At 65.5% G+C, this 23310-nt stretch carries 27 protein-coding genes; 17 read left to right on the forward strand and 10 right to left on the reverse strand.

The window, feature by feature from the left end; all coding sequences use genetic code 11:
* Positions 1–101: 101 nt before the first annotated feature.
* Positions 102–1235, forward strand: a complete 1134-nt coding sequence (locus C442_RS00685) for a thiolase family protein (RefSeq protein WP_008307082.1) — start codon at positions 102–104, stop codon at positions 1233–1235.
* 131 nt (positions 1236–1366) lie between these two features.
* Here the strand turns inward: C442_RS00685 and C442_RS00690 are convergent, their stop codons facing one another.
* On the reverse strand, positions 1367–1834 hold the full coding sequence (locus C442_RS00690; RefSeq protein ID WP_008307083.1) for an NUDIX hydrolase: 468 nt from the start codon (positions 1832–1834) through the stop codon (positions 1367–1369).
* A gap of 259 nt (positions 1835–2093) precedes the next feature.
* Here C442_RS00690 and C442_RS21980 point away from each other — a divergent pair, with 259 nt between their 5' ends.
* Together C442_RS21980 and C442_RS00695 are read left to right on the forward strand one after the other, a co-directional pair.
* A complete protein-coding gene (locus C442_RS21980) occupies positions 2094–2240 on the forward strand; it encodes a hypothetical protein (protein ID WP_008307084.1) in 147 nt (48 codons plus the stop codon).
* Between the two features lie 90 nt (positions 2241–2330).
* Complete coding sequence (locus tag C442_RS00695) at positions 2331–2783, forward strand: PaaI family thioesterase (protein ID WP_008307085.1); 453 nt, start codon at positions 2331–2333, stop codon at positions 2781–2783.
* Here the strand turns inward: C442_RS00695 and C442_RS00700 are convergent.
* On the reverse strand, positions 2780–4684 hold the full coding sequence (locus C442_RS00700; RefSeq protein ID WP_008307086.1) for a cation:proton antiporter domain-containing protein: 1905 nt from the start codon (positions 4682–4684) through the stop codon (positions 2780–2782). The two genes, C442_RS00695 and C442_RS00700, sit on opposite strands and share 4 nt — an antisense overlap.
* Before the next feature lie 110 nt (positions 4685–4794).
* Positions 4795–5703 (reverse strand): MBL fold metallo-hydrolase, encoded by a 909-nt coding sequence (locus tag C442_RS00705; RefSeq protein WP_008307087.1) that lies wholly within the window; start codon positions 5701–5703, stop codon positions 4795–4797.
* A gap of 107 nt (positions 5704–5810) precedes the next feature.
* Here C442_RS00705 and C442_RS00710 point away from each other — a divergent pair, with 107 nt between their 5' ends.
* From C442_RS00710 to C442_RS00720, 3 genes are all read left to right on the forward strand, one after another.
* The gene (locus C442_RS00710; RefSeq protein WP_008307088.1) at positions 5811–6254 is read left to right on the forward strand and encodes a universal stress protein; all 444 of its coding nucleotides are present in this window, start codon (positions 5811–5813) and stop codon (positions 6252–6254) included.
* Positions 6255–6338: 84 nt separating this feature from the next.
* Positions 6339–7721: a serine--tRNA ligase gene (serS, locus tag C442_RS00715; protein ID WP_008307089.1), complete on the forward strand. Its 1383-nt coding sequence runs from the start codon at positions 6339–6341 to the stop codon at positions 7719–7721.
* A 111-nt stretch (positions 7722–7832) separates the two neighbouring features.
* On the forward strand, positions 7833–8543 hold the full coding sequence (locus C442_RS00720) for a class I SAM-dependent methyltransferase (protein WP_008307090.1): 711 nt from the start codon (positions 7833–7835) through the stop codon (positions 8541–8543).
* 27 nt (positions 8544–8570) lie between these two features.
* Here the strand turns inward: C442_RS00720 and C442_RS00725 are convergent, their stop codons facing one another.
* Both C442_RS00725 and C442_RS00730 read right to left on the reverse strand, forming a co-directional pair.
* Entirely contained in the window at positions 8571–8951 is a 381-nt protein-coding gene (locus C442_RS00725; RefSeq protein WP_008307091.1) for a nuclear transport factor 2 family protein, read from the reverse strand.
* On the reverse strand, positions 8948–10627 hold the full coding sequence (locus C442_RS00730; RefSeq protein WP_008307092.1) for a redoxin domain-containing protein: 1680 nt from the start codon (positions 10625–10627) through the stop codon (positions 8948–8950). Before C442_RS00730 ends, C442_RS00725 begins: the two co-directional genes overlap by 4 nt.
* Positions 10628–10714: 87 nt before the next feature.
* Here C442_RS00730 and C442_RS00735 point away from each other — a divergent pair, with 87 nt between their 5' ends.
* On the forward strand, positions 10715–11230 hold the full coding sequence (locus C442_RS00735) for a DUF367 family protein (protein ID WP_008307093.1): 516 nt from the start codon (positions 10715–10717) through the stop codon (positions 11228–11230).
* Positions 11231–11399: 169 nt separating this feature from the next.
* On the opposite strand, the gene C442_RS00740 is transcribed toward C442_RS00735, so the two are convergent.
* Positions 11400–12473 (reverse strand): enolase-like domain-containing protein, encoded by a 1074-nt coding sequence (locus tag C442_RS00740; protein ID WP_008307095.1) that lies wholly within the window; start codon positions 12471–12473, stop codon positions 11400–11402.
* 141 nt (positions 12474–12614) lie between these two features.
* Here C442_RS00740 and C442_RS20710 point away from each other — a divergent pair, with 141 nt between their 5' ends.
* Positions 12615–12764: a 50S ribosomal protein L40e gene (locus tag C442_RS20710; protein WP_004960523.1), complete on the forward strand. Its 150-nt coding sequence runs from the start codon at positions 12615–12617 to the stop codon at positions 12762–12764.
* Between the two features lie 50 nt (positions 12765–12814).
* Here the strand turns inward: C442_RS20710 and C442_RS00745 are convergent, their stop codons facing one another.
* On the reverse strand, positions 12815–13720 hold the full coding sequence (locus C442_RS00745) for a hypothetical protein (RefSeq protein ID WP_008307098.1): 906 nt from the start codon (positions 13718–13720) through the stop codon (positions 12815–12817).
* Positions 13721–13770: 50 nt separating this feature from the next.
* Positions 13771–14382, reverse strand: a complete 612-nt coding sequence (locus tag C442_RS00750; RefSeq protein ID WP_008307099.1) for an MBL fold metallo-hydrolase — start codon at positions 14380–14382, stop codon at positions 13771–13773.
* A gap of 160 nt (positions 14383–14542) precedes the next feature.
* Between C442_RS00750 and C442_RS00755 the strand changes: the two genes are divergently transcribed.
* From C442_RS00755 to C442_RS00770, 4 genes are all read left to right on the forward strand, one after another.
* Positions 14543–14728, forward strand: coding sequence for a DUF5786 family protein (locus C442_RS00755; protein ID WP_004515979.1), 186 nt, complete (start codon positions 14543–14545; stop codon positions 14726–14728).
* The gene (locus tag C442_RS00760; RefSeq protein ID WP_008307100.1) at positions 14725–15276 is read left to right on the forward strand and encodes an endonuclease dU; all 552 of its coding nucleotides are present in this window, start codon (positions 14725–14727) and stop codon (positions 15274–15276) included. Before C442_RS00755 ends, C442_RS00760 begins: the two co-directional genes overlap by 4 nt.
* A gap of 224 nt (positions 15277–15500) precedes the next feature.
* A complete protein-coding gene (locus C442_RS00765; RefSeq protein ID WP_008307101.1) occupies positions 15501–15944 on the forward strand; it encodes a RidA family protein in 444 nt (147 codons plus the stop codon).
* Between the two features lie 112 nt (positions 15945–16056).
* Positions 16057–16644: a uracil-DNA glycosylase gene (locus C442_RS00770; protein WP_008307102.1), complete on the forward strand. Its 588-nt coding sequence runs from the start codon at positions 16057–16059 to the stop codon at positions 16642–16644.
* Between the two features lie 28 nt (positions 16645–16672).
* Here the strand turns inward: C442_RS00770 and C442_RS00775 are convergent, their stop codons facing one another.
* On the reverse strand, positions 16673–17038 hold the full coding sequence (locus C442_RS00775; protein ID WP_008307103.1) for a hypothetical protein: 366 nt from the start codon (positions 17036–17038) through the stop codon (positions 16673–16675).
* A 171-nt stretch (positions 17039–17209) separates the two neighbouring features.
* Here C442_RS00775 and hisH point away from each other — a divergent pair, with 171 nt between their 5' ends.
* Genes hisH through C442_RS00790 form a run of 3 tightly spaced genes read left to right on the forward strand, consistent with a single transcriptional unit; the run spans position 17210 to position 19458 of the window.
* Positions 17210–17857 carry an imidazole glycerol phosphate synthase subunit HisH gene (gene hisH, locus C442_RS00780; protein WP_008307104.1) on the forward strand — a complete coding sequence of 216 codons (648 nt, stop codon included), beginning with the start codon at positions 17210–17212 and terminating at the stop codon, positions 17855–17857.
* A gap of 24 nt (positions 17858–17881) precedes the next feature.
* On the forward strand, positions 17882–18727 hold the full coding sequence (locus tag C442_RS00785; protein ID WP_008307105.1) for an SDR family oxidoreductase: 846 nt from the start codon (positions 17882–17884) through the stop codon (positions 18725–18727).
* The gene (locus tag C442_RS00790) at positions 18724–19458 is read left to right on the forward strand and encodes an acetoacetate decarboxylase family protein (protein ID WP_008307106.1); all 735 of its coding nucleotides are present in this window, start codon (positions 18724–18726) and stop codon (positions 19456–19458) included. Before C442_RS00785 ends, C442_RS00790 begins: the two co-directional genes overlap by 4 nt.
* Before the next feature lie 210 nt (positions 19459–19668).
* Here C442_RS00790 and C442_RS00795 read toward each other — a convergent pair whose 3' ends face one another.
* Positions 19669–20022 carry a zinc finger SWIM domain-containing protein gene (locus C442_RS00795; RefSeq protein ID WP_008307107.1) on the reverse strand — a complete coding sequence of 118 codons (354 nt, stop codon included), beginning with the start codon at positions 20020–20022 and terminating at the stop codon, positions 19669–19671.
* A gap of 133 nt (positions 20023–20155) precedes the next feature.
* Here C442_RS00795 and C442_RS00800 point away from each other — a divergent pair, with 133 nt between their 5' ends.
* Together C442_RS00800 and C442_RS00805 are read left to right on the forward strand one after the other, a co-directional pair.
* The gene (locus C442_RS00800; protein WP_008307108.1) at positions 20156–21838 is read left to right on the forward strand and encodes a histidine kinase N-terminal 7TM domain-containing protein; all 1683 of its coding nucleotides are present in this window, start codon (positions 20156–20158) and stop codon (positions 21836–21838) included.
* A 350-nt stretch (positions 21839–22188) separates the two neighbouring features.
* A complete protein-coding gene (locus tag C442_RS00805; protein WP_008307109.1) occupies positions 22189–23292 on the forward strand; it encodes a tRNA (guanine(26)-N(2))-dimethyltransferase in 1104 nt (367 codons plus the stop codon).
* Positions 23293–23310 lie beyond the last annotated feature (18 nt).

Genomic DNA, 23310 nt, shown 5'->3' on the forward strand with positions numbered 1-23310 from the left:
TTCGACTGTTGCGGGAAGCGGGTGGCCCGGTCGGAGACAACGGTTCCCCCACTGTGTAGAGTTTGTCAGGTTTTAACACAGGCCGAGACGTTCCGTTGTCCATGCCCACACCTGTCATCGTGGATGCAGTCAGAACGCCACAGGGAAAGGAGGACGGCGCACTCGCCGGCGTCCGGAGCGAAGACCTCTCGGTGCCGCTTATCAACCAGTTGCTCGCGTCGACTGGCGTCGAGGCCGACGACGTCGACGACCTGCTGTGGGGGTGTGCCCAGCAGCGCGGGGAACAGGGCAACAACATGGCTCGGGTCATCGCGTTGTTGTCGGACCTCGGCGAGAGCGTCCCCGCGTCGACGATCAACCGCTGGTGTGCGTCCTCCGCCGAAGCGCTGATGCGGGCCGCCGACGCCATCGCGGCCGGCCAGCGCGACGTGCTCATCGCCGGCGGCGTGGAGTCGATGTCTCGCGTGCAGATGGACGAGAACACCCACAACGTCCACCCGCGGCTGGCCGAGCACTACAACATCGGCGAGCTTCAGATGGGAATGACCGCCGAGAAAGTCGCCAGCGAGATGGCGGTCAGTCGGCAGGAACAGGACGAGTACGCGCTCCGGAGCCATCAGCGCGCCGCCGACGCGACGGAGTCGGGTCGGTTCGACGACGAGATCGTCCCCATCGACACCGATGACGGGCAGTTCAAAGCGGACGAGGGTATCCGTCCCGACACCACGCTCGAAAAGCTGTCCCAGCTACCGACAGTGTTCAAGTCGGACGGGTCAGTCACGCCCGGCAACGCCTCGCAGGTTTCCGACGGCGCGGCGGGACTGATGGTCACGTCACGCGAGTTCGCGGAGGACCGCGGGCTCGACATCCTGGCGGAGATCGGTTCCCACGAAGTCGCCGGCGTCGACCCGACCGTGATGGGTATCGGTCCGGTCCCCGCCGTCCGGAAACTCACCGAGCGCACCGACCGTGAGACGGACGACTACGACCTCGTGGAACTCAACGAGGCCTTCGCCTCCCAGTGCCTGTACTGCCAGCGCGAACTCGGCTTCGACGACGACATCTACAACGTCAACGGCGGCGCAATCGCCATCGGCCACCCGCTCGGGGCCTCCGGCGCGCGCCTTCCGGTGACGCTCGTCCACGAGATGAACCGCCGCGACGCCGAACTTGGCCTGGCGACGGAGTGTGTCGGCTTCGGCCAGGGTGCGGCAATCGAGTTCCGACTGCCCTGAGCAGTCGCGGTCGGCGCAGTTTCAGTACTCTACCGCGGGCCGTCGTTTTCGAGTGCGTTCCATCGTTTTCGAGTCCGTTGTTTGCGAACGGTGAGGCGCTCGCGCGAACGATATGAGAGAAAAGACAGTCGCTAATCGGCAGCCATATCGCCGGCCGCCGTCGCCTCAGCAGGACTCGTCAGTGAGTGGATGTAGTCGTCGAGGTCGAGCGCGAAAGTGGCGTCGGTCGGGAGGTCGACCCACGAGAATTCGAACTCCGCGCCGCGCTCCTCACCCGTCCCGGTGACAGTGTGCACCCAGTGGTCCCGGGACTCGTGGACGGGAAGGTGGTAGAACGACCGGACGTACCGCTTCGGGGGCGATTCGCGACGCGTCCAGACGTCGGTGGCGATGTGTTGCAGGCGCTCGAAGGAGGCGAGACCGCTCTCCTCGACGGCTTCCCGTTGGACGGCGGCCCTCGGTTTTTCGCCCGGTTCGACGGTTCCCTTCGGTATCTGTAGCCCGTCGTGGCCCGGCCCGTCGAACACCAGGAGTTCCGATCCGTTTCTGGTGATGTAGGCGCAGGCTTTCTTCACGTACGTCGCCTGCTCTGGTTGCATACTATGCGGTAGCGACAGCAGACATATAGTACTATCCACATATCTGCCTAAAATCATATTAGGACACCGGATGGCTGAGAGGAGGAGTGAGCGGGCGCAGTACGCCGGTAGCGGGGCACCCCAGTACACTGACGCCGTCATTCTCGGTAGCGGATACGCACTGTGATGGTGGCAGTTCCGGCAGTAGATGATCCTCTCTAAATATTAATTTTAGGTGATATTAAAAGGATTAAAGTAGTGTCAACCAGGAGTACTGTGTATGGACGGTCACATCACACCCGAGGAGTGGGAGCGAATCGAAGCGTTCGCACAGAAACCGAGCTACCTGCGCCGCCCGGAGCATCTACTCCCCGAAGAAGCCACGGAGGACGAAGAGAGCGTGGACGGAGCGGTCGCGGGCGACTGACAGGAAGCCGTGTTCTGCAGAACCGACCACACCTGACCCGTTGTTGTTCGTTCTCGGAGACTTATCAGACTCGCTTCCGTTGAGATAGCCATGAGTCTTCAGTCGATGTTCAATGACATCCCGTTTGTCAAGCAGCTAGGGATGGAAATCACGGCCGTCGATGACGGCTATGCAGCAGGCGAACTCCCGTTGGAAGACGGTCATTCCTCGAACCCCGAGTCGATAATCGCACACGGTGGCGTCACGTACTCGCTCGTCGACACCGTCGGCGGGGCGGCCGTCGTCTCGCAATCCGGCACCGTCTCGCCGACGGTCGACATGCGGATCGATTACCTCGCGCCCGCAACCGCCGATTTGCGGACTGAGGCGGAGGTAATCCGGAGCGGCGGGAGCGTCTCCGTCGTCGACGCAGAAGTGTACGACACCGATGGCCATCACATCGCGAGCGCTCGCGGCACGTACAAGACGGACGGCGACCGCGGCGAGTCGCCGTGGACAGAAGGCGTCGACGAGTCAGACGTTACACGGCTTACCGACGACTAGTCGCCACTGACCATTTTCATCCCGTCGCGGACGGACTCCCGACGGCCCAGCAGCGTCACCATGTCGCCTTCTTCGAGGACGTAGTCGGCCGTGGGTACTTCGGCGTTATCGTGGAGTTCGCCACTGACGAGCGCGACCAGACAGGCGTCGGGCAGCATCGGTCCGACCTCGCTGATCGGCTTGCCGATGAGGTCCGGGTTCTTGACCTCGACCTCCTGAACGTCCCCGCTGCGACCGATATCGGTCATCCAGTGGGCGATGGCCGGGCGCTCGATCTGGTTGTCGATGGCCCAGGCCGTCGCCATCGCCGAGGAGATGGTCCGGACGCCGAGGTCCTCGAAGGCCTCGACGTTGTCCGGGTTGTTCGCGCGGGCGATGACGCGCTCGACACCGAACTTCGAACTCGCAAGCTGAGACACCAGCAGGTTCGCGTCGTCGTCGCCGGTCGCCGCGACGACAGTCTTGGCGTTTTCAGCCCCGGCCGACCGCAACATGTCGGTGTCGGTGCCGTCGCCGATTTCGACGGCATAGCCTTCGTTGCGGGCTCGTTCGACGCTCTCTTCGTCCTGCTCGATGATGACGACGTTCTCGCCCCGGTCTTCGAGGCGTGCGGCGAGCGCTCGGCCCACCTGTCCGCCGCCGACGATGATGACTCGCATTGGTATCACATCCAGTTTTTCCGCGATGAATCGCGCCAGTCCACCCTCGAACAGGGCGGTCGCAAAGATGACGAGGAAGACAGTGCCCAGCAGGATATCCGCCTGCGTCCCCAGTAGTTCGGCCTGTGCCCCGGTGACCTCTTCGGCTGCAGCGTTCAGTTCGACGGCAAACAGCGTGGCGACAGATGCCGGAATAATACCGCGCGGGCCGACGAAGCTGACGAACAGTTTCTCGTTGGTCGTAAACCGGTCGCCGACGGCCGAGACGAACACCAGCAGCGGGCGGATGACTAGCGCGACGGCGAGGACGACGATGATGCCCGCCAGCCCGACATCGATGAGCGAGGCGAGTTCCAGTTGCGCCGCCAGTGCGATGAACACGAACGACAGCACCAGCAGCGTGATGTCGCCTTTGAACTCCTCGATGTCTTCCTCGTAGGGGTGGTCGACGTTCCCGAGCGCCATCCCCGCCGTTGCGGCGGCGGCGACGCCGGCTTCGGTCGCTATCGTGTTCGCGCCCGCGTAGGCGATGAGCGCCCCGGCGAGCACGAGCAGTCGGGAGTTCCGCGGTGCGTCACCGGGCGAGAGGTCGACGTACTGGAGGAGGTAGTACACGATGCCGGCGACGATGAGACCGACGAGCAGCCCCGTCCCCAGTCGAAGTGCGAACGCCCGCAACAGCCCCTCGCTCGACGCCGCAGGGTTGACCGTCTCGAAGATGACGACGGCGATGATCGCCGCGGTCACGTCGTTGACGATCCCCTCCGTCTCCAGTGCGGCAGCGACGCGGTCCCGAACTGGAACGACGTTGAGAATCGGCGTGATGACCGTCGGCCCGGTGGCGACCAGCAGCGCACCGATCAGGAACGCGAGGTTCCAGGAGACGGCCGCAGAGTTGAACGCGAACTTGACGGCGATAGCGGTGCCCACCAGTGCGATGGCCGCACCGACGGTAACAAGCCTGAACGTCGCGGCCGGGGCCTCCCGCAGGCGGTCGAACCGGAGGTGGTAGGCCCCCTCGAAGACGATGATTGCGACCGCTAAGCCGACGATGGCGGACAGCGCCCCGCCAAAGGTACCGTCACCGATGATTTTCAGTCCGGGCTGGCCGATGATGACTCCCACCAGTAAATAGAAGATGATACTGGGGACGCGCAGGCGCGCGGCGAGGACCTGTGCAAGGACGCCAAGTCCGATGATGCCGGCGACGAGCGGAATCAGTATCCCCGAACTACCAGCCACAGTTGGCCTCCATCTGTCCGGCCTATCGCGTCGCCCTCGTATAAACGCACTCACTCAGCGGTACACGAGGACTCTATCGGGAGCCCAGTCCACGGCCGATGTGACGCTGGCTATGCTTCGCGGTTGTCGAGGGCCACGAGCACGCCCCGGACGTTCAAGCGCATCTCGGCGCGACCCTTCCGCTCGCCCCAGAGGTCGGTGTCGGCCCGCTCGAGGAAGTAATCGATGACAGCCTCGTCGTCGTCGAGTTCCTCGCGCTTGCGCTCGACTTCGGCGACCCACTCGGGCAGAATCTCGGCGTACGTCTCCAGTTTGTCACCGGTCTCGGCCGGGCCGTAGTGGCCGAACATGAGGATTTCGGGGTCGAGGTCCTGTAACATCGCCACGTCGTCGAGGGCCCCCTCCAGCGTGAAGTTGACCGGCGGCGTCGTGACGTGCATCTCGTCGGTCGACGGCGTGTAGATACCGGCGGCGTCGGCGGTGAACACACCGTCGACGACGGGGTCGTAGAAGACGACCTGGTGTGGGGCATGGCCCGGCGCGTGCATGACGTCCAGCGAGTGGTCGCCCAGGTCGATCACGTCGCCGTCGGACAGCGTCTCGATGCGGTCCTCGGGGACTGGAATCGGCTTCCCGTAGTACTCGATCTGGTCGCCGACGGCGTGTTTGGTCCCCTCCCAGAGCCGCTGGGGGTCGACGAGGTGTCGCTTTCCGGACTCGTGGACGTACACCGTCGCGTTCGGACAGTCCTCGACGAGGTAGCCGGCCCCGCCGGCGTGGTCCAGATGGACGTGCGTCGCCGCGATGACCTCCAGGTTCTCGGGCGCGATACCGACCGACTCCATCGCCGAGAGGATGTTCTCGTGGCGCGCGCCGATGCCGGTGTCGACCAGCGCCGGCCGCTCGGCGTCGATGATGTAGACGGAGCCGTACTCGGCTACGTCGTACATCCCGGTGTCGACGTAGTGGACGTCTGTGCAGTCCCCGACCGTCACCTCGTAAACGTCACCGATTCCCATACACTTCCTCGTGACCGGCGGGGGCAAAACCGTTGTGCTGCGGCTGTCCTGACAACCAATAGTCAAGAAGGGCAAAGCCATTTACCCGGAATCAGAAACACCACTGTATGTACGACGCCGTACTCGTTCCGACCGACGGCTCCGAGGGGTCCGTAACCGCGGCCGAACACGCCATCGACCTCGCACAGCGCCACGACGCGAGTCTGCACGCGCTGCACGTCCTCGAAACCGAGCAGGTAGTCGAGCAGATTCCCGATTTCGAGGACAGCAGCATCTTCGACCGCCTCGCCGCCGCCGGCCAGCAGGCCGTCGACGACCTTCGCGCGCAGGCCGAAGACGCCGGCATCGACACGGTGACCACGGCGGTCGAGCAGGGCGTCCCCCACGAGGAAGTCGTAGACTACGTCGAGCGCAACGACATCGACGTCGTCGTGATGGCGACGGAGGGGCGGACCGGGCCGTCCAAGGAACTCATCGGCAGCGTCACCGAGTCGGTGGTTCGGGCCTCACCGGTGCCGGTGCTGGCGGTCAAGGTCGGCGGCGAAACGTAACGGAGGAGACGCACAAGTCGACAGTCGGGCCAGCCCCACCGCGGGACCGACACGACTAATTTCTGCCGTCGAGAACCGTCGTCCATGTTATCGAGACAGTTCGTCCGGGAGCACCCCGAGACGGTCCGTGACGCTATCGAACGGAAGGGCGTCACGGGCGTGGACCTCGACGAAATCCTCGAAATCGACGAAGAGTGGCGGGAACTGAAGGCCGAAGGCGACGGCCTCCGGCAAGAACGCAACGAAGTGTCGAGCAAGATCGGCCAGCTCAAACAGGACGGCAAGGACGAGGAGGCACAGGAGGCCATCGACCGCTCGCAGGAACTCAAAGACGAACTGCAGGAGGTCGAGGAGCGCGCCGACGAACTGGAGTCCCGGTTGGAAGAAGCCCTGCTGGAACTGCCGAACGTCCCCCACGAGTCGGTCCCGACCGGCGAGGGCGAGGCCGATAACGTCGAGCGCTACCGCGAGGGGTTCGACGACCTCCGGGACCTGCCCGACGAGGTTATTCCACACTACGACCTCGGCGAGGACCTGGACCTGCTCGACTTCGAGCGCGGCGCGAAGGTGTCCGGCGGCGGCTACCAGTTCGTCAAGGGCGAGGGCGCGCGTCTGGAACACGCCCTCATCCAGTTCATGCTCGATGTCCACCGCGAGCAGGAGTACGTCGACGTGCTTCCGCCGATTCCCGTCAACTCCGATTCGATGGAAGGGACCGGCCAGCTCCCGAAATTCGACGAGGACGCCTACCGCGTCGGGGCCAGACAGGACGACGACTACGACAGTGACGACCTCTGGCTGCTGCCGACGGCGGAGGTGCCGGTCACCAATATGTACCGCGACGAGATCCTGCTGGACGACGACCTGCCGGTCAAGCACCAGGCGTTCTCGCCGAACTTCCGCCGCGAAGCCGGCGAACACGGGACCGAAACGCGGGGCTACGTCCGCGTCCACCAGTTCCACAAGGTCGAACTCGTCAACTTCGTCCGGCCTGAGAACAGCTACGACCGGCTGGAGAGCCTGCTGGACGAGGCCGCAGAAGTGCTCGACCGCCTCGAACTGCCCTACCGCGTGCTCGACATGTGTACCGGCGACATGGGCTTTACACAGGCCAAGAAGTACGACATCGAGGTGTGGGCCCCCGGCGACGACATGGCGGACGGCCCCGACCGCGGCGGCCGCTGGCTCGAAGTCTCCTCGGTGTCGAACTTCGAGGACTTTCAGGCGCGCCGCGCCGGCCTTCGCTACCGTCCCGAACGGCACGAATCCGCCGACTACCTCCACACGCTGAATGGCTCTGGTCTGGCAGTCCCGCGTGTCCTCGTCGCCATCATGGAGTACTACCAGAACGACGACGGCACCATCACCGTTCCCGAACCCCTTCGCCCGTACATGGGCGGCCAGGAAGTCATCGAAGGCTCCGAGAAAATCGGCGAGAGCGCCGTCGGTGCCGGCGAAAAGGAGTAGGCGGCCGCGGTCCGCTGTGTTCGGCCAGCGTTCCGCGTTCCCGTATGCGGTGCGTTACACGGCACCATATTTCAACACACCATTATATTCGTCCGTCAGCACCGTCGAGGTATGCCGGACGACGCTTTCGGGCAGATGGTACTGGACTTCCGCCGCGACGACCTCGCCGAGCGGCCCCGCTATCGCCGCGACGACGACGATTTGACCGAGGCGCATCTGGCGGGCTACTTCGAGCAGCCATCGGACTGGCATCCCATCGAGCGGGACCTGTTCTCGGCGGTGACGGGACGGGTCCTCGACGCCGGCTGTGGCGTCGGCCGGCACGCGCTCGCGCTGCAGGAGCGTGGCCACGACGTGCTGGCCGTCGACCGGAGTCCGGGGGCCGTCGCGCTCGCCCGCGAGCGCGGGGTCACGGACGCAGTGGTCGGCGACCTCCGGCGGCCGCCGGGCAATGGGTTCGATACCGTCGTCGCCCTGGGCAAGCAACTCGGCCTCGGCAGTTCGCTGGCCGACCTCCGGACGACGCTCAGCGAACTGGCGGCGGTGACACGGCCCGGTGGCCGTCTCGTCGCCGACGTGGACGCGCTCGACCGGGCGGACCCGGAGACTGGCGCGGCCCACCGCACCCAGCCCGGTGTCGCCTACCGGACCTTCCGCGTCGAGTACGACGGGCTGGCCGGCCCATGGACGGACTTGCTACTGCTCACACCGTCGAGGTTCCGCACCGCGGTCAGCGAGACGCCGTGGTCCGTGGACGCGTTCGTCGGGACCGAAACCGACGGGTCGGCGTACGGCGTTCGGCTGTCGCTGCCGGGACAGTGACACAGCAAATCCGAAAGCAGTCGAGCCTCAGCGCGTGTACGTCTCGATGCGCTCGATATCGTCCCCGGCAAACGTGAACACGTCGACGAAACCGACGATGCACTCGCCGTCCGTATCGAGCAGGCGGCCGCGGGCGACGACCTCGGCTGTCGTCGTGTCGTCGCCGTCGGTCGACTCACCCGCGCTGTCTTTCTGGCGACAGTAGAGGCCGTCCAGCGGGTGCGTGGTGTCTGTCTGGGGTCGCTCTTCACGCATGAACTGTACGAACCGGTCCCGGCCTTCGATAGTCTGATCGGGGCGGTCGTGGACGAACGACGGGGCGAGCAGCGAGGCCAACTGGTCGTAGTCGTCGCCGTCGATGGCGTGGTAATAGGCCCGTGTACGCTGACGGAGATCGGGTCGCGTCACGGGCCTGATTCGGGTTCCTCAGGGGTGTCTCTATCGCTCTCCGTGTCAGATGGCTCGCCGTCTGTTTCCGGGCCCGAACCGTCGTCCGGCTCGGGGTCGACCGCTGCTCCCGTGTCGCCGTCGTCGGCCATCGGGTCGGCCAGATCAAGTTCGACTGCGTCGTCGGTCTCCGTCTCGGAGGCGGCGGCGTCCGGCGACGGGCCGGCAGTCGACTGCTCGCCGTCCGGCGTGTCCTGTGCCGCGGAGTCGTTGTTTCCATCGATGACCGTGTCGGGTGGCGCCTCAACCATCGTGGTCGGAGTCTCTTCCAGCGGGTCCGTCGGCTCGGTGTCGGCTTCACTGGCGGCCAGTTCGGCCTGTATCTCCTCGATATCGGCGTCATCGACGTCCGAGATATCACCCTCTCCGTCGGGTACCGACACTGACTCCGGCGGCGCGCCGCCGGCCGACGTCGCCTCAGATTCCGGCGCTGACGGTTGGTCTACGGGTGCAGTCGATTCGTCGGTCGAAGGCGGCGGATTCGTCGACTGGTCAGCTGTCCCCGCTGGTGTCGTCTCCTCGGCTGGTTCTGCCGCCGGTCCGTCGGCTGCGTCTCGCATTTCGTCGGCCGCATCGGCGGCTTCGGGTGATGGCATCGAATCCAGCGCCGACTCGGTAGCCGACGATGCTGTCTCCGACAGTTCGCTGTCTGTCCGTTCGACTTCCTCGTCGATATCCACGTCGAGCGAGGTGTCCACAGCTGTCTCGTCCTGTGTGAGGAACGCCGGCCGGTCGTCGTCCTCCTCCTTTTCCAGCGTCTCCAGGTCCGGCGGCCACGGACCGTCGGGGTCGGGCGGTTCCTCGTAGCCGCGGGCGGTTTCCAGCGGCCCCTCGGCGTCGTCCCGGAGTTGCTGGCCCTCGGCTCCGTTCCCGCTAGAGTAGGCGCGAGCGGCCTGTGTGAGCCAGTCGCTGGCCTGCCACAGCGAGTTCGCCTTTGTCTTTGCGTCCTCGTAGATCGGTTTCAGGGACTCGTCGTCGACGAACCGGACAGCGGTGTCGAAGTGGTCCTCGGCGGCTTCGAACTCCTCGCGGGCCTGCTGGAAGTCGCCCTGTGCGACCATCCACTCCGACTCGCGGAAGGCCCCCATCGCCGACGTGAACGCGCGCCGACCCTCCGTGTAGTGGGCGTGGCCGACGCGGTAGCGGGCGAACGCGGTGTCGTCGCCGCCAGTGTCGGCGATGGCGTCCTTGATCTCCCCGACACGGGGGAGTTCCTGAAGGTCGTCGGTACTCCAGGCGTACTGCACGTCGCCGTCGTGGTCGATGACGACGACGGCGCGCTCGATGAGCTGCTGGCCGATGTCGTCCACGAAATCGAGCCCGTACTCGCGTGCGACATCGTGGTCAGTGTCGGACAGCAGCGGGATGTTCAGGCCGTAGCGGTCGGCAAAGGCCCGGTGGCTGTACACCGAATCCGGGCTGATACCCAGGATGCTCACGTCCTTCTGCATCGTGAAGAGGTCGAGTTCGTCCAGGTCACAGGCGGTGTCGTCACAGGCCGGGTTGAAATCCGCCGGATAGAAGGCCAGAATGACGACATCCTCGCCGAGGTAGTCGGACAGCCCGACTCGCTGGCAGTCGCCGTCGACGAGCGCCGGTAGTTCGAACAGTGGTGCCGCCGTCCCCTCTGAAAGCACACGTTGTACAACCAAGCCCGGCTATAACAGTGTTTGCACAGTGTCACTGAACGAGTCGCTTTTATTCGCCAGCGTAGTAGCGCTTGTGTGGAACTGCACGTCCGGTACGAGGGTGACGACGACCCCGACAAATGTAGCGCGCGGAAACTGGCCCGGCTGGACGAGGCCGAACTCCACCGCGCGACGCGGTCGACGCCGCCCGGCATCGTGCTCAACCCCTTCGCCGAGCAGGCACTGTCTCCGGCGGACCGACCGACCGCCGGCGACGGCGCTCGCCACAGCCGTCTGGTTGCACTCGACTGTTCCTGGGAGACCGCCGAACGGGAGGCGTTCGACCTCGAAGGGGTGCATCGCTCGCTCCCGTTCCTCGTCGCCGGCAATCCGGTCAACTACGGCACGGCCTTTCAGCTCAATACGGTCGAAGCCTTCGCGGGTGCGCTCGCCATTCTCGGGGAGCACGACCACGCCGAGCGGATTCTCTCGACGTTCTCTTGGGGCCACACGTTTCTGGAACTGAACGAGGAACCACTGGAGCGGTACGCGAACTGCGAGGATTCGAGCGACGTCATCGACGTGCAGGACGACTACCTCGCCGAGGAGTAGTCATTTGGGCGTTGCTGGCTTTTCGAGGAGCGGCGCATCACAGTGTGGACAGGCCCGCCGTGCGTGTGCCTCCAGTACATCTTCGATGCGTTCTCCGCAGGCTTGGCACCGCATGAAAGTAGTTAGCATCCAGACAATAATGTAGCTTCGCCTTCATTTTTCAGGGTACTTACCAGAACCCGGCCCCGATTCCAGCCGGCGCGTCGGGTGGCGTAAGCGGGCTCGTCGGCAGGTCCGCGTCCGGGTCGGGGTCGTTGTACCCGCCGGGCGCGACGTCGTTCGGGCCGTCGGGGTAGCACAGCGACGCCAGCGCCTGGATGTGGTCGCGGCCGACGCCGAGTTCGAACTGCCCGCCGCCGTACAGATCGATACCGTGTTGCTCACAGTAGTCGATGGTTTCGAGCACCGACTCGACAGTGCCACAGCGGGACGGCTTCATGTTGAGCCACGTCGGTTCGAACGGCAGCGCCTCGATGCTCTCGACACCGGTGATGGGCACGTCCCAGGTGACGCGCGCTTCCCACCCGTCGAAAATCGGTCGGGTCGTCTCGGTCAGGTCGGGGTCCTCGACCAGCGCGTCCGGGAGGCCGGTGACGACGCGGCGGTAGAACTCCGGGTCGGCCTCGACATCGACATCAGTCCCCTCGTACAGCCCTTTCAGGTCCAGCACGCGAACGTCGTAGTCCGTCAGTTCGTCGACGAGCGCCTCGCTCCAAGACGGCGTGGAGTCGAGCTTGAACGCCAGGTCTCCGTAACGTTCGCACAGCATCGCCAGTCTGTCAGCCGTCGGTGGTGTGTCGTCGTCCGGGTCAGAGAGCCGCGTCGAGACGACGAAGTTCACCGGGTCGTACTGCCGGCCGAGCGCCGTCCCGAGGTCCGTGTCGGCCTGCTTCAGCGCCAGGTCAAGCGCCGCACTCTCGAACCCCCAGCGGCGGTAGTGGCGAAAGCGCTCCTCGTCGGGAGGGGCGGGCCACAGGTCGGCCGCTTCCAGTACCGCGGAAAACGAGTCGACGGAGTACTCGCCGGCCAGCGGAGAGTCCGCACCTTGCAACGTATCGCTGTCCTGCAGCGCGTCGTGGGCTTCAGTCGTGTACGTCACGTCCTCGCCGCTGCCGGTCTCGCCCGCACCGGAGAGCCGGATAACGGTCGTTACTCGGTCGAACCCGCTGGAAGTCGCCCGCTCCAGCCGCTCGAACGTACAGCTCTCGACGGTGACCGACAGGTCCGCGACCTGATCGTACATACTCCGGCTTCGCCGCTCGGGCATCTAAAGCCGGCGGCGGCCTGAAGTGTCGCGATATTCGCAAACGGCCAGAAAGCCCTCACGGAATTCTTCCCGGACCGAAACTCAAAGCTTAAACGCGCGCACCGGAAAGAAGCGCGCATGGCTAGCTTCGAGACTGCGTCCGACCGACTCCTCAACAAGCAGATCTGCATGCGGTGTAACGCTCGGAACCCACAGCGCGCACAGCAGTGCCGGAAGTGCGGCTACGGCAACCTGCGTCCGAAGGCGAAAGAGACCCGCAGCGCCTGATTTTCGGGTCAGTTGCCGCCGGCATTCGGTGGCGGTTCGTCGCCAATCAGCTACTTCTCAGTGGGTTCTCTGTCCGCTGATTGCCGGTCGAGCGTCGCCATGCGAACCGACGCGTGTGAGACGATGAGCTCCAGCAGCTTTTGATCTTCTTCCCCGACAGCCGTCCCGTCCGTCGTGACCGATATGACGACCGTCGTCGTGCCTTCATCGTCCAGAACCACTGCCGATACGCAATCGGTGACAGACTCGGGGACGTCGGTGGAAAACGGCCGGTCGTGAACGGTGACCTCACCCTGTTGCTGTGTCCGGACTTCCTGTGCGAGCGAGCCGACGACGTCGACCGGCACGGTTCGAATAGTGTTCGCGAGCGCCACTGCATCGCCGTCCCTGAGCCGGATGACGGCCGTCTCCTCCATGCCGGTCATCGTCCCGAAGGCCTCGACGACGAAGGCGGCGACGCCGTCGACGCTGGGGGCGCTGGCGATGGCGCGTCCGTAGTTGTTCACGTCGGCCGCCTTGCCAGCGAAGGCCTCGATGCGGTCGCGCTCGGCCGCCAGTTCGCGGAGCCGACTGCGGCTCCGGGCGTCGTACAGCCCGACCAGAACGCCCGCCAGCGCGCCGACGGTGACGAGGTCCACCGTCAGGTACGACGCTCGGGCGAGTGAGCCGGAGGTCACGCGCTGGCTGAACAACAGGAGCGCCGCGATGGCGGCAAACGCCACGGTCCCGCCGGCGGCCCACGCGGCCACTCGGGACGTGGCCCCCTCGAACACCGTGTCGCGAGCGAGCCAGACGCCCGCGTACGCTATCGCCAGCCCCATCGCCGCAAAGGGGAGCGCATCGACCGCGACCGCCACCGGAATCCGGGTCTGCTGGAACGCATGGAACACCTGCATAGCGGCCAGTACGACGCCGGAGAGCGCCAGGGCCGCCCCCGTCAGAAGTCGCTGGTTCATGGAGTCGAATATCGGCCCTATCACTAGAGCGTTGCGCCGGTTTCGAGGGGTTACTCGTCGGGGTACTTCGGCTCGCGGCGCTGGGCTCGTTCGAGGGCGCGCTCGACGACCTCGCGGACGTCGCCGTGGAAGACGCCCCCGTGGCCAGAGTACATATGTTCGACGCCTGCCGGCATTCGGTCGAGAATGCGCTCGATGCTCTCGATGAGGCGCTCGCGGGACTGGCCGGGGCGGTCAGTGCGGCCGAAGGAGCCGCCCTCGAACGCGCCGTCGTCGTGGACGACCACGTCGCCGGAGAACAGGGACGACTCGGAGACGAGCGAGACGTGGTCGTCGGCGTGGCCCGGCGTGTAGACGACCTCACAGTCCTCGTCACCGACCGTGAGCGTGTCGCCGTCGGCGAGTTCGTGGTCCCGACGCGGGTGGGAGCTGTAGGCGTACAGCGGCACGTCGAAGGCGTCGAGGACGGCGTCGAGCTGCTGGACGTGGTCGCCGTGCTGGTGGGTCAAGACGACGGCGTCGAGCGTATCGACGTGCTCGCGGATGACGTCGACGACGCCGCGCATCGCGCCGGCGTCGACCAGCGTCGTCTGCTCGCCGGTCGCGAGATAGGCGTTGCAGGTGAACGTCTCGGCCTCGGCGGTGACGTTGTGAACGTCCATACACGAAGCCTGTGGCGCGGCCCGCTTGAGTGTACTGTCCGCCGGCAACCCGACCGGAATTGGGTATCTCGACTCACAGTGTCGAGAAAATATCGAGTATCAAACACGATAGTGTCGCCGAGTGATTTTTCACTAAGAACGTCATAGTTGTACACGTACCATGGGGTTCGGGAGCTACGACGAATCGGAACAAGACAATCAGGAGTACGACACAGACTTCGAGGACGAGGACGGCCTCGATGCTGAAGAAAACGCCCACGAGGGCGACATCGAGTACGAGTTCACCGCGTCGAACGACGAACTACTCGATAGACTGGAAGACATCAAGGACAACCAGAACACGTGAAATCAGGGGCACGGGCCCTCGGCGTCGCGGAGTCGTATCGGGCGGAAACCAGTCAGTTCGCTGGCGCCGTCGTCCGCGCCAGCAGAGTGGCCGACGGCTTTGTTTTCAGTACTGCCACAGTCGGCGGGAGCGACGCGACCGAGACGGTGTGTGCGATGGTCGACCGACTGGACCGCGAGGACGTTCGTTACCTGTTGGTGGCGGGTATCGCGCCGGCGTGGTTCAACATACTTGACCTCGAACAGATTCACGACCACACCGACCTGCCGGTCGTCTCGGTCACCTTCGAATCCTCCCCGGGGCTTGCGGGAGCCATCCGCGAGGCGTTCGACGACCCCGATGTCGTGCAGGACCGGCTGGCGACCTACCGTGCCCAGCCGGAACGCCGACCGGTGACGGTGAACGACGAGACGGTGTACGTCCGGAGCGTCGGCCTCGACGACAGCGCCGCCGCGGATGTCGTCCGCGCGTTCACACCAGAGGGCGGCCGTCCGGAACCCCTCCGGGTCGCCCGACTGGCTGCGCGGGGACTGGTCGAGATGGAGTGACTCACGCAGCGGGAGCGACCGACCGGATGCGGTATCGTATTGCCCATCGAAACAATGGACCGCCCGGATTCACCTACTTCAGCTACCCCAACGACTTATTAGCTATTACTAAGTTAGAGATGAGGATTTGAACGACAAACGCGGTAGCAATATTCTATCGTAGATTGTATTTAGCAATAGCTAAAGATAGCCTGATTGTCCGGCACTGTGTTTGTAGAGATACAATGGCAGAAAGCAGAACGCAGGCGAGGAATGCTGTAGAGCCCGCAGAAACGAGCGAACAGACGAACATCAACAGTAGCGTGACCCGGTCCGAGGGCGACCAGCCGACAGAGCACAGCGTGTACGGCACGCGCCAGCAGGACAGCCAACTCGTGTTCTTCGACGGCCAGTTCCCCGACGCGGAAACGGTTCGCAGCGGCGACGTTCAGGAACAGACGCTCGCCGCGCTCGACCAGATTCGTGCCATGGCTGCCGAATCCGGTCTCGAACCGCGTGACCTGATGCGGACGACGGTGTACCTCGCGGAGATGGACCAGCTACCAGCGGTCAAGCGAGCGTACGCGGCGTTTTTCGACGGGCAGCGACCGTCGCGGACCGTCGTCGGCGTGGCACGCCTGCCGAACGACGCGGCGGTACAGATCGAAGCGACGGGTGTAAAGCGGTAATCGCTGCCAGATCTGGACAGTTGTTGTCGCTGAAGCCAGCGGAACCGGATTCCGACCGAAAGCGTGGCGATGGACCGCTGCGTTTGAGAGCCCCCGGCGCAAACGACGGGGCATGGAGCAGATGGACGGCCTCGACGTCGTCGGCTGTGAGCGCTGTGACGAGCTCTGTCGCTCGCGCTCGCGAATCGTCAACGGCGTCGGCCCGGCTGACGCGGACCTGCTGTTCGTCGGGGAGGCCCCCGGCGCGAACGAGGACGAACAGGGCGAGCCGTTCGTTGGGCGGAGCGGCGACGTGCTCGACGAGGCGCTGCGCGAGGCCGGCCTCGACCGCGGCGACGTGCGCATCACCAACTGTGTGCGCTGTCGCCCGCCGGACAACCGCGACCCGCGAACGGGTGAACTCGCGAACTGCCGCGACTATCTGGAGACGGAAATCGACCGCGTCGACCCCGAAGTCGTCGTCACGCTCGGGAAAGTGCCGGCCGAGCACCTGCTGGAGTGTGACGTCGCCGTCACCGGCGAAGCGGGCGACGTGTTCGACGTGGCTATCGCCGGCCAGCCACGCCGCGTGCTCGTCTCCGTCCACCCGGCGGCGACGCTGTACGACCCCAGCCAGCAGGAGACGTTTGAGGCCGCGATAACGACTGCCGCAGAGTTCACCGACGCCCAGAGCGGACAGTCGCGACTCGGCGAGTTTTAAAATAGTCGGGTAGTGCGGCCCGGAACCGCTACTTCGCTGCGATATCCATCGCCTCTGCCTTCGTGTCGACCAGCGAAATGTCGACACCAGAAATCTCGCCGACCCGGCTCTTGAGCGCCATCTTCTTGATCCCCTCGGAGACGATGACCCAGTCCGTGATACCGAACTCCTTGCCCGCCTCAGCGGCCTCCTGTGCTCGCGTGAATACGTCGTCGTTCAGTGACGCCTCCATCTGGAGGTTCGAGATATGCGTATCGACCGCCGGCTGTGAGGCGAGTTCCTCGAACCGCTCATTGACTTTCGCAAACGTCTCGTCTGTCATCTCCATCTCTTCGGGAAACTCAGCGATGAGAACGTTACCGTCGACGTACAGAACGTCTGTAATATCAACCATCAGCGGGCGTATGCGGTAGGTGAATAAAACTGGGCCGGCCTATTTTCATAGTTGATATCCTTATCAGGTCCGGGTGTCTGACTGTAAGCGACACCTCCCGCCAGACAGTGGTCGTGCCGAAGGCTTGTTCGAACAGGAAGTCACTTAGCCCCTGTTCGCCTACGGTCCCGTATGAGTGTCAGACAGACGACCGCGGACGTGGTCGTCGTCGATTACGGACTGGGGAACCTCCGGAGCGTCACGCGCGGGCTCGAACGCGCCGGCGCAGAGGTCTCCCTTTCGGAGGACCCTGCGGAGTTCGACGCGGCCGACGGCATCGTCCTGCCCGGCGTCGGGGCGTTCTCCGAAGGAATGGACAACGCCGGGCCGTTCCGCGAGGCGCTGGTCGAACAGGCCGAGGCCGGCAAGCCCCTGTTCGGGATCTGCCTCGGGATGCAGATGCTCCTGACGACGAGCGAAGAGGCCGACCACGAAGGCCAGGGCGACGCCGAAGGGCTCGACCTCATTCCCGGGAAGAACGTCCGGTTCAGCCGCGACCAGACCGTGCCACACATGGGCTGGAACGAACTCGACGTGACGCGGGACCATCCGCTCGTCGAGGGCGTCGACGGCGAGCACGCCTACTTCGTCCACTCCTACTACGCCGTCCCCGACGACGAGAACGCGACGGTGGCGACGACTGACTACGGGGCCGACTTCGCCTCCATCGTCGCCAACGACGCCGGCAACGTCTTCGGCACGCAGTTCCACCCGGAGAAATCGGGCGAGACGGGGCTGCGCATCCTCCGGAACTTCGTCGACTACTGCCTCGACCACTGAGTTCTGGACTCGGTATGTGTTCGTATGTCTACAAGTAATTCTGTCGTTCTGCTCACTGGTGCAGCGTCGGGTATCGGAGCGGCGACGGCGCGGGCGTTCGTCGACGACGGCTGGACAGTGTATGCGACGGACGTTCGAGCGGAGTTCCCTGCGGACATCCGCGAGCGCTGTCGCTGTCTCGAACTCGACGTGACCGACGAAGCACAGATCGAAGCCGTCGTCGACCAGGTCATCGAGGAGACAGGCCGACTCGACTGTCTGGTGAACAACGCCGGTTACGGAGTCGCCGGGCCAGTCGAAGACATAGCCAGCGACGACGTTCGCGAGCAGTTCGACGTGCTGGTCCACGGCCCACACCGACTCGCACAGGCAGTGCTCCCCGAGATGCGCGAACACGGCGGGCGCATCATCACGGTATCCAGCGTGCTGGGTCACACCGCGTCGCCGGGCCTGGGCGCGTATTCGGCCGGCAAGGCCGCCGTCGAGTCGCTGACCGACGCGCTCCGGATAGAGATCGCCGGCGAGGACGATATCCACGTCTCGCTCGTCGAACCGGCGTGGGTAGACACCGGCTTCGCCGACAGCGCGCTGGGAAGCCTGAACGACGAAGATCGGACGCCGACCTACGACCGGACGTACGACGCGCTCGAAACCGGCTGGGTGCTCACCGGTGGGCCGCTGGCGACGACGCCGGAGACCGTCGCCGCGACGGTGCTGGCCGCGGCGACCGACGACCCACCGAAGGCCCGCTACCCCGTCGGCAAGTTCGCCACGTTCGTCCGCTGGACCCACTGGCTGCCGGCGCGACTGCAGGACCCGATTCATCGCGGGTTCGGTCGAGTAAGTGCGTTGCTGGGGCGGTGGCTGTGACCCGGCTGACCGACGGCGACAGAGTTCGGCTCTCGACCGGCCACGAAGTGACGCTCCCGCTGGTCACCGAGGCGACGGTCGCCGGTGCGGTGCTTTCGGCGCGGTACGAGGTTGCCGAGTCGCTGCTACCCGATGGACTGACGCCGGTTCGGGCCACGGCCCGCCGGGCCGCAGTCGTGCTCCTCTGTGTCGAGTACCACCGCATCGGCGACGACGCGATGGCCCCCTACGACGAGTTCGCCGCCATGATTCCAGCGACTACAGTGGGCTGGCGGCCACCGCTGCTCCCGCTGCTGACTCGGGCGGCCGGCAGCTACATCTGGTCGCTCCCGGTGACGACCGAACCCGCGCGCGCCCTCGGCGACGAGATCTGGGGCTACCCGAAGACGGTCGCCGACATCACGCACCACGACGACGCGACCCGCCGCGAGACGACGGTCGTCGAGGACGGCGACCGCGTGGCGACGGTCGGCATCGACTGGCCCCGGACCTGGGAGCGCCGGGAATCCATCGAGAGCTACGCGGTCCGGGAGGGCCAGCTTGAACGGACGCCAATCGAGTTCCAGGGGAAACTGGGGGCCGCGCCGCTGAGCAACCGCGTCGACGTGGACCTGGGCGACCACGAGCGAGCCAACACGCTCCGCTCGCTCGATCTCGGCTCCCGGTCAGTGCTTCGGTTCTCGCTGGAGGGGCGGATTGCGTACGGCGCTGGGCGGTCAGTGGAGCGGTAGCGGGGGCAGTAGCAGGAGCGGAGCAGTGCGGTAGCAGTAGCAGAGCGGTGAGGAAGCCGTACCGCATAGCATACCGCGCGCCGACGGAGCGCGGTTTCACTTCTCGCGACCAGCGGGAGCGAGAAGGTCGTTTTTAGCGTAGATTTTTGCGAGGAGCCCTCCCGCAGCGGCGCTACGCGCCGCGAGGAAGGGCGACGAAGTAAAAAGGTACTATAGGAACTCCCGGACCTCAGAGTACCACATGTCGTGCTCGTCGACGGCGTCGATAGCCTCGGCGACGCGGACGGCGATGGCGTGCCAGCAGAGCTGGTCGGGGTCCTCAGCGTCGAGGTTGTACTCACTGTCGGCGCAGGTACAGCCGCCGTCCTCGACGATATACTCGTCGTCGTGGCCCACGACGACAGTGAAATCGCGGTACTGCTTGACGCGGCTCTCGCCGACAGCCTCGATAGCCTGGTGGCCGCGGTCATCGTGGACGTCGACGATAGCCGACACTGCGTCGGGGGTCAGCTCCCCGGCGGCTTCGAGGTCGGCCACCCACTCCTCGACTCCGGTCACATCCATGCTACGGAAAGGGGTGACAAAACGGCGTCGGCTTCAGCAGCCACGTCCCGGCTGGCTCGCAGCCGCAGCAGGGAGTTATCAGTGCTTGTACTGTGCCCGGAAGAATAAACACGGAATACGGGTTTCTTCCGGCATGAACCTCGACCTCCCGTGGCTGGCACTGGGCTCGTTTGCCTCGGGATTCGGGTCGCTGTATCTGCTGGCCCAGCTCCGGACACACTGGGGCAAGCCCGGCGCACAGTGGTTCGTGGCGACCATCGTCACGCAGACGGGCTGGTGTTTCAGCTACGGCGCGGCGCTGCTGGTGTTCGACCCGACACTGCGTCTCGCCCTGGAGATGGTGTCCTGGCTTGGCATCATCTGGATCGGCTTCTGTTTCCTCTCGTTCGCGCTGGGCTACACCGGCCGGACGACCGTTCTGAAGAGCGGCTGGTACCGGGCCGTGGCGGTGCTCCCGCTCGCCGGAACGGCGCTCGTCGTCACGAACCCACTGCATACCGTGGTCTGGCAGGGATTCCGGGTCGTGCCGACCGCCGGCAGCGCGGGGGCCGACTACGCCGTCTTGCCGGCCGGACTGCTCACGATCATCGTCGCGATGCTGTTCGTCAGTTTCGGGACCCTGCTGGTGTTCGATACGGTCGTCAGCTACGGCCCGCTGTACCGGCGCGAGGCGCTGGCGGTGGGCCTGAGCCCGATACCGCCCGGGGCCGCGGTGTTGCTGTGGGCCGGCGGCATCGGGCCGGTTCCGGCGATCAATCTGACGACGCTCCTGTTCCTGCCCCACGTCGCCCTTGACCTGTACGCGTTCGTCCGGAGCGACATGTTCGAGTTCCACCCGGCGACCCGGCGGGCCGGCGAACGGGCGGCCATCCACGACATCGCCACGCCGGTCGCCATCGTCGACGAACAGGGTCGGGTCGTGAACCTCAACCCCGCCGCCGAGCGGATGCTCGGCGCGGATAAGCGCGAGAGTCTGACAGAGCCACTGAACGGCTTCCTGGTAGGCGACGATATCACAGCTGACGGCGGGAGTTCGCGGGCGTCCATCGAGGCCGGTGGTCGACGCCACGAGTTCAAAATCCGGCAGACGGCGCTCCGTGACGAGGCGGGCACACAACTGGGGTACACGGTCGTCTTTCAGGACATCACCGACGAGATCCGCCGCGAGCGCCGCCTCGAAGTGCTCAACCGCTTTCTCAGACACAACGTCCGCAACGAGAGCGTCGTCATCCAGGCCCGGGCGGAACTGCTGGCGGCAGAACTCGACGGCGACCAGGCTGACTACGCCGCGACCATCGAGCAGTCGGTCGGTCGCCTCGTCGATTCCGGTGAGAAGGCTCGAACGCTCGCCGAAGCGGGTGCTGGCGACGCGGGCCTGGAATCCGTCGCACTTGCCGACCTCGCCACCGGAGTCGTCGAGTCTGCCCGCGACGGACACAGCGGTTCAGTCGCGGTCGAGATACCCGGCTCTCTCCAACTGACAACCCAGCCGGCCTTGTTAGAGATTCTGCTCGCCAACCTCGTCGAGAACGCCCTCCAGCACGTCCCGGACCCCGTCGTCACCGTCAGCGCCGCGGTCGATGGCGACGATGTCGTACTGACCGTCAGCGACAACGGCCCTGGCGTTCCAGAACACGAACTCGGCGTGCTGGAGCGGGGCCGCGAGACGGACCTGAACCACGGCAGCGGCATCGGTCTCTGGCTCGTCCGCTGGACGGCCACGACGCTGGAGGGTGATCTCGACTTCGACACGAGCGACGGGACGACGGTGACCGTTCGACTGCCCCGAGAGCGGACGACCGCCGAAGCGGCGTGAGTGGTAGTCGGGGATACGGTCCGCTGACCGTGCTGAGTGCGATTACACAGCCGGCATTCTCAGTGCGATTACACAGCCGATACGGGTGGGACTGAAAGGGGCCGAGCGCTGCGAGGGCGAACACAGTGAGCCCTCGAATCGCGTGAACGGGGAACGAAGTGACCCGTGAACGGAGGGCGAGTCTGGCGGCTGTAGCACCGCAGGAACGACCGACGGGAGTGACGAGGAGCGCACGGAGTCAGACGAGTCGTCCGCGAGGGGGCTTTCTGGCCGTTCGTGTGAGACAACTCAGCCACAGATACAACAGCTAGGTTCGAACGACTTAACGGCGCACGCACGGACCGGAGAGTATGCGCGTCAGTGAGGGCCGGGTGACGGTCACGGTGCCGGAACAGCCTGATGCGGGGAAGGGCGCGGACGTGTTCTTCAACCCCGTCCAGGAGCTGAACCGCGACATCACCGTGGCGGCGCTGCGGGCCTACCGAGAGCGAACCCCCCGCGTGTCGACGTACCTGGACGCCACCGCCGCGAGCGGCATCCGGGGCGTCCGCGCGGCGGCCAACGACTGGGAGACGACGCTGTGTGACATCGACGACGACGCGACGGCGCTGTGCGAGCAGAACCTCGAACGGAACGACCTCGCGGCCTCGGTCCGGCGGTCGGACGCGAACGTGCTCATGCACTCCGAGGCGTTCGACGTGGTCGACGTGGACCCCTTCGGCACGCCGATTCCCTTCGCCGACGCGGCGGTGCAGGGCACCAAACACCTCCTCTGTGTGACGGCCACCGACACCGCGCCGCTGTGTGGCGCACACTTCGAGAGCGGCGTCCGGTCCTACGGCGCGGTCCCGCGCAACACCGAGTTCCACGCCGAGATGGGGATGCGCGTCCTCCTGTCGGCGATGGTCCGGACGGCCGCTCGCTACGACATCGCCGCCCGCCCCATCCTGAGCCACGCGACGAAACACTACGCCCGGACCTACCTGGAGTTCGACCACGGGGCGAAAGTCGCCAACGACTGCATCGACGAACTGGGCTACGTCCACCACTGCCAGCACTGCCTCTGGCGGGACCACGACTACGGCCTCATCGCCGACCCGCCCGAGGCCTGTCCGGTCTGTGACGAGCACCTCCAGACGGCCGGCCCCATCTGGCTCGGCCGGACCTGCGACCCGGCGTTCGCCGACGCCGTGTCCGAACAGGTGACCGAGGAGATGGGCACCGCCGACGAAGCGAGAGAACTGCTGGCGACGCTCAGCGAGGAGATCGACACGCCGACCCACTACGACCAGCACCGCCTCTGCAAGCGCTGGGGTCGCGGCGCGGAAGCCATGGACGAGTTCATCGAGAAACTCCGCGATGCCGGCTACGAGGCCTCCCGAACGCACTACGGCGGCACGACGTTCAAGACGGACGCCGACGTGGTCGAAATCCGCGAGGCGACGGCGGAGTAGCAGGGCGGGAATTCAGTT

Source organism: Haloarcula amylolytica JCM 13557, assembly GCF_000336615.1.
Lineage (GTDB): Archaea > Halobacteriota > Halobacteria > Halobacteriales > Haloarculaceae > Haloarcula > Haloarcula amylolytica.

What these genes read in the sequence shown, in the direction of transcription:
- C442_RS00685 (WP_008307082.1), top strand. Translation starts at nt 102, where the DNA reads ATGCCCACACCTGTCATCGTGGATGCAGTCAGAACGCCACAGGGAAAG.
- C442_RS00690 (WP_008307083.1), bottom strand. Translation starts at nt 1,834, where the DNA reads ATGCAACCAGAGCAGGCGACGTACGTGAAGAAAGCCTGCGCCTACATC.
- C442_RS21980 (WP_008307084.1), top strand. Translation starts at nt 2,094, where the DNA reads ATGGACGGTCACATCACACCCGAGGAGTGGGAGCGAATCGAAGCGTTC.
- C442_RS00695 (WP_008307085.1), top strand. Translation starts at nt 2,331, where the DNA reads ATGAGTCTTCAGTCGATGTTCAATGACATCCCGTTTGTCAAGCAGCTA.
- C442_RS00705 (WP_008307087.1), bottom strand. Translation starts at nt 5,703, where the DNA reads ATGGGAATCGGTGACGTTTACGAGGTGACGGTCGGGGACTGCACAGAC.
- C442_RS00710 (WP_008307088.1), top strand. Translation starts at nt 5,811, where the DNA reads ATGTACGACGCCGTACTCGTTCCGACCGACGGCTCCGAGGGGTCCGTA.
- serS (WP_008307089.1), top strand. Translation starts at nt 6,339, where the DNA reads ATGTTATCGAGACAGTTCGTCCGGGAGCACCCCGAGACGGTCCGTGAC.
- C442_RS00720 (WP_008307090.1), top strand. Translation starts at nt 7,833, where the DNA reads ATGCCGGACGACGCTTTCGGGCAGATGGTACTGGACTTCCGCCGCGAC.
- C442_RS00740 (WP_008307095.1), bottom strand. Translation starts at nt 12,473, where the DNA reads ATGTACGATCAGGTCGCGGACCTGTCGGTCACCGTCGAGAGCTGTACG.
- C442_RS20710 (WP_004960523.1), top strand. Translation starts at nt 12,615, where the DNA reads ATGGCTAGCTTCGAGACTGCGTCCGACCGACTCCTCAACAAGCAGATC.
- C442_RS00745 (WP_008307098.1), bottom strand. Translation starts at nt 13,720, where the DNA reads ATGAACCAGCGACTTCTGACGGGGGCGGCCCTGGCGCTCTCCGGCGTC.
- C442_RS00750 (WP_008307099.1), bottom strand. Translation starts at nt 14,382, where the DNA reads ATGGACGTTCACAACGTCACCGCCGAGGCCGAGACGTTCACCTGCAAC.
- C442_RS00755 (WP_004515979.1), top strand. Translation starts at nt 14,543, where the DNA reads ATGGGGTTCGGGAGCTACGACGAATCGGAACAAGACAATCAGGAGTAC.
- C442_RS00765 (WP_008307101.1), top strand. Translation starts at nt 15,501, where the DNA reads ATGGCAGAAAGCAGAACGCAGGCGAGGAATGCTGTAGAGCCCGCAGAA.
- C442_RS00770 (WP_008307102.1), top strand. Translation starts at nt 16,057, where the DNA reads ATGGAGCAGATGGACGGCCTCGACGTCGTCGGCTGTGAGCGCTGTGAC.
- C442_RS00775 (WP_008307103.1), bottom strand. Translation starts at nt 17,038, where the DNA reads ATGGTTGATATTACAGACGTTCTGTACGTCGACGGTAACGTTCTCATC.
- hisH (WP_008307104.1), top strand. Translation starts at nt 17,210, where the DNA reads ATGAGTGTCAGACAGACGACCGCGGACGTGGTCGTCGTCGATTACGGA.
- C442_RS00785 (WP_008307105.1), top strand. Translation starts at nt 17,882, where the DNA reads ATGTCTACAAGTAATTCTGTCGTTCTGCTCACTGGTGCAGCGTCGGGT.
- C442_RS00795 (WP_008307107.1), bottom strand. Translation starts at nt 20,022, where the DNA reads ATGGATGTGACCGGAGTCGAGGAGTGGGTGGCCGACCTCGAAGCCGCC.
- C442_RS00800 (WP_008307108.1), top strand. Translation starts at nt 20,156, where the DNA reads ATGAACCTCGACCTCCCGTGGCTGGCACTGGGCTCGTTTGCCTCGGGA.
- C442_RS00805 (WP_008307109.1), top strand. Translation starts at nt 22,189, where the DNA reads ATGCGCGTCAGTGAGGGCCGGGTGACGGTCACGGTGCCGGAACAGCCT.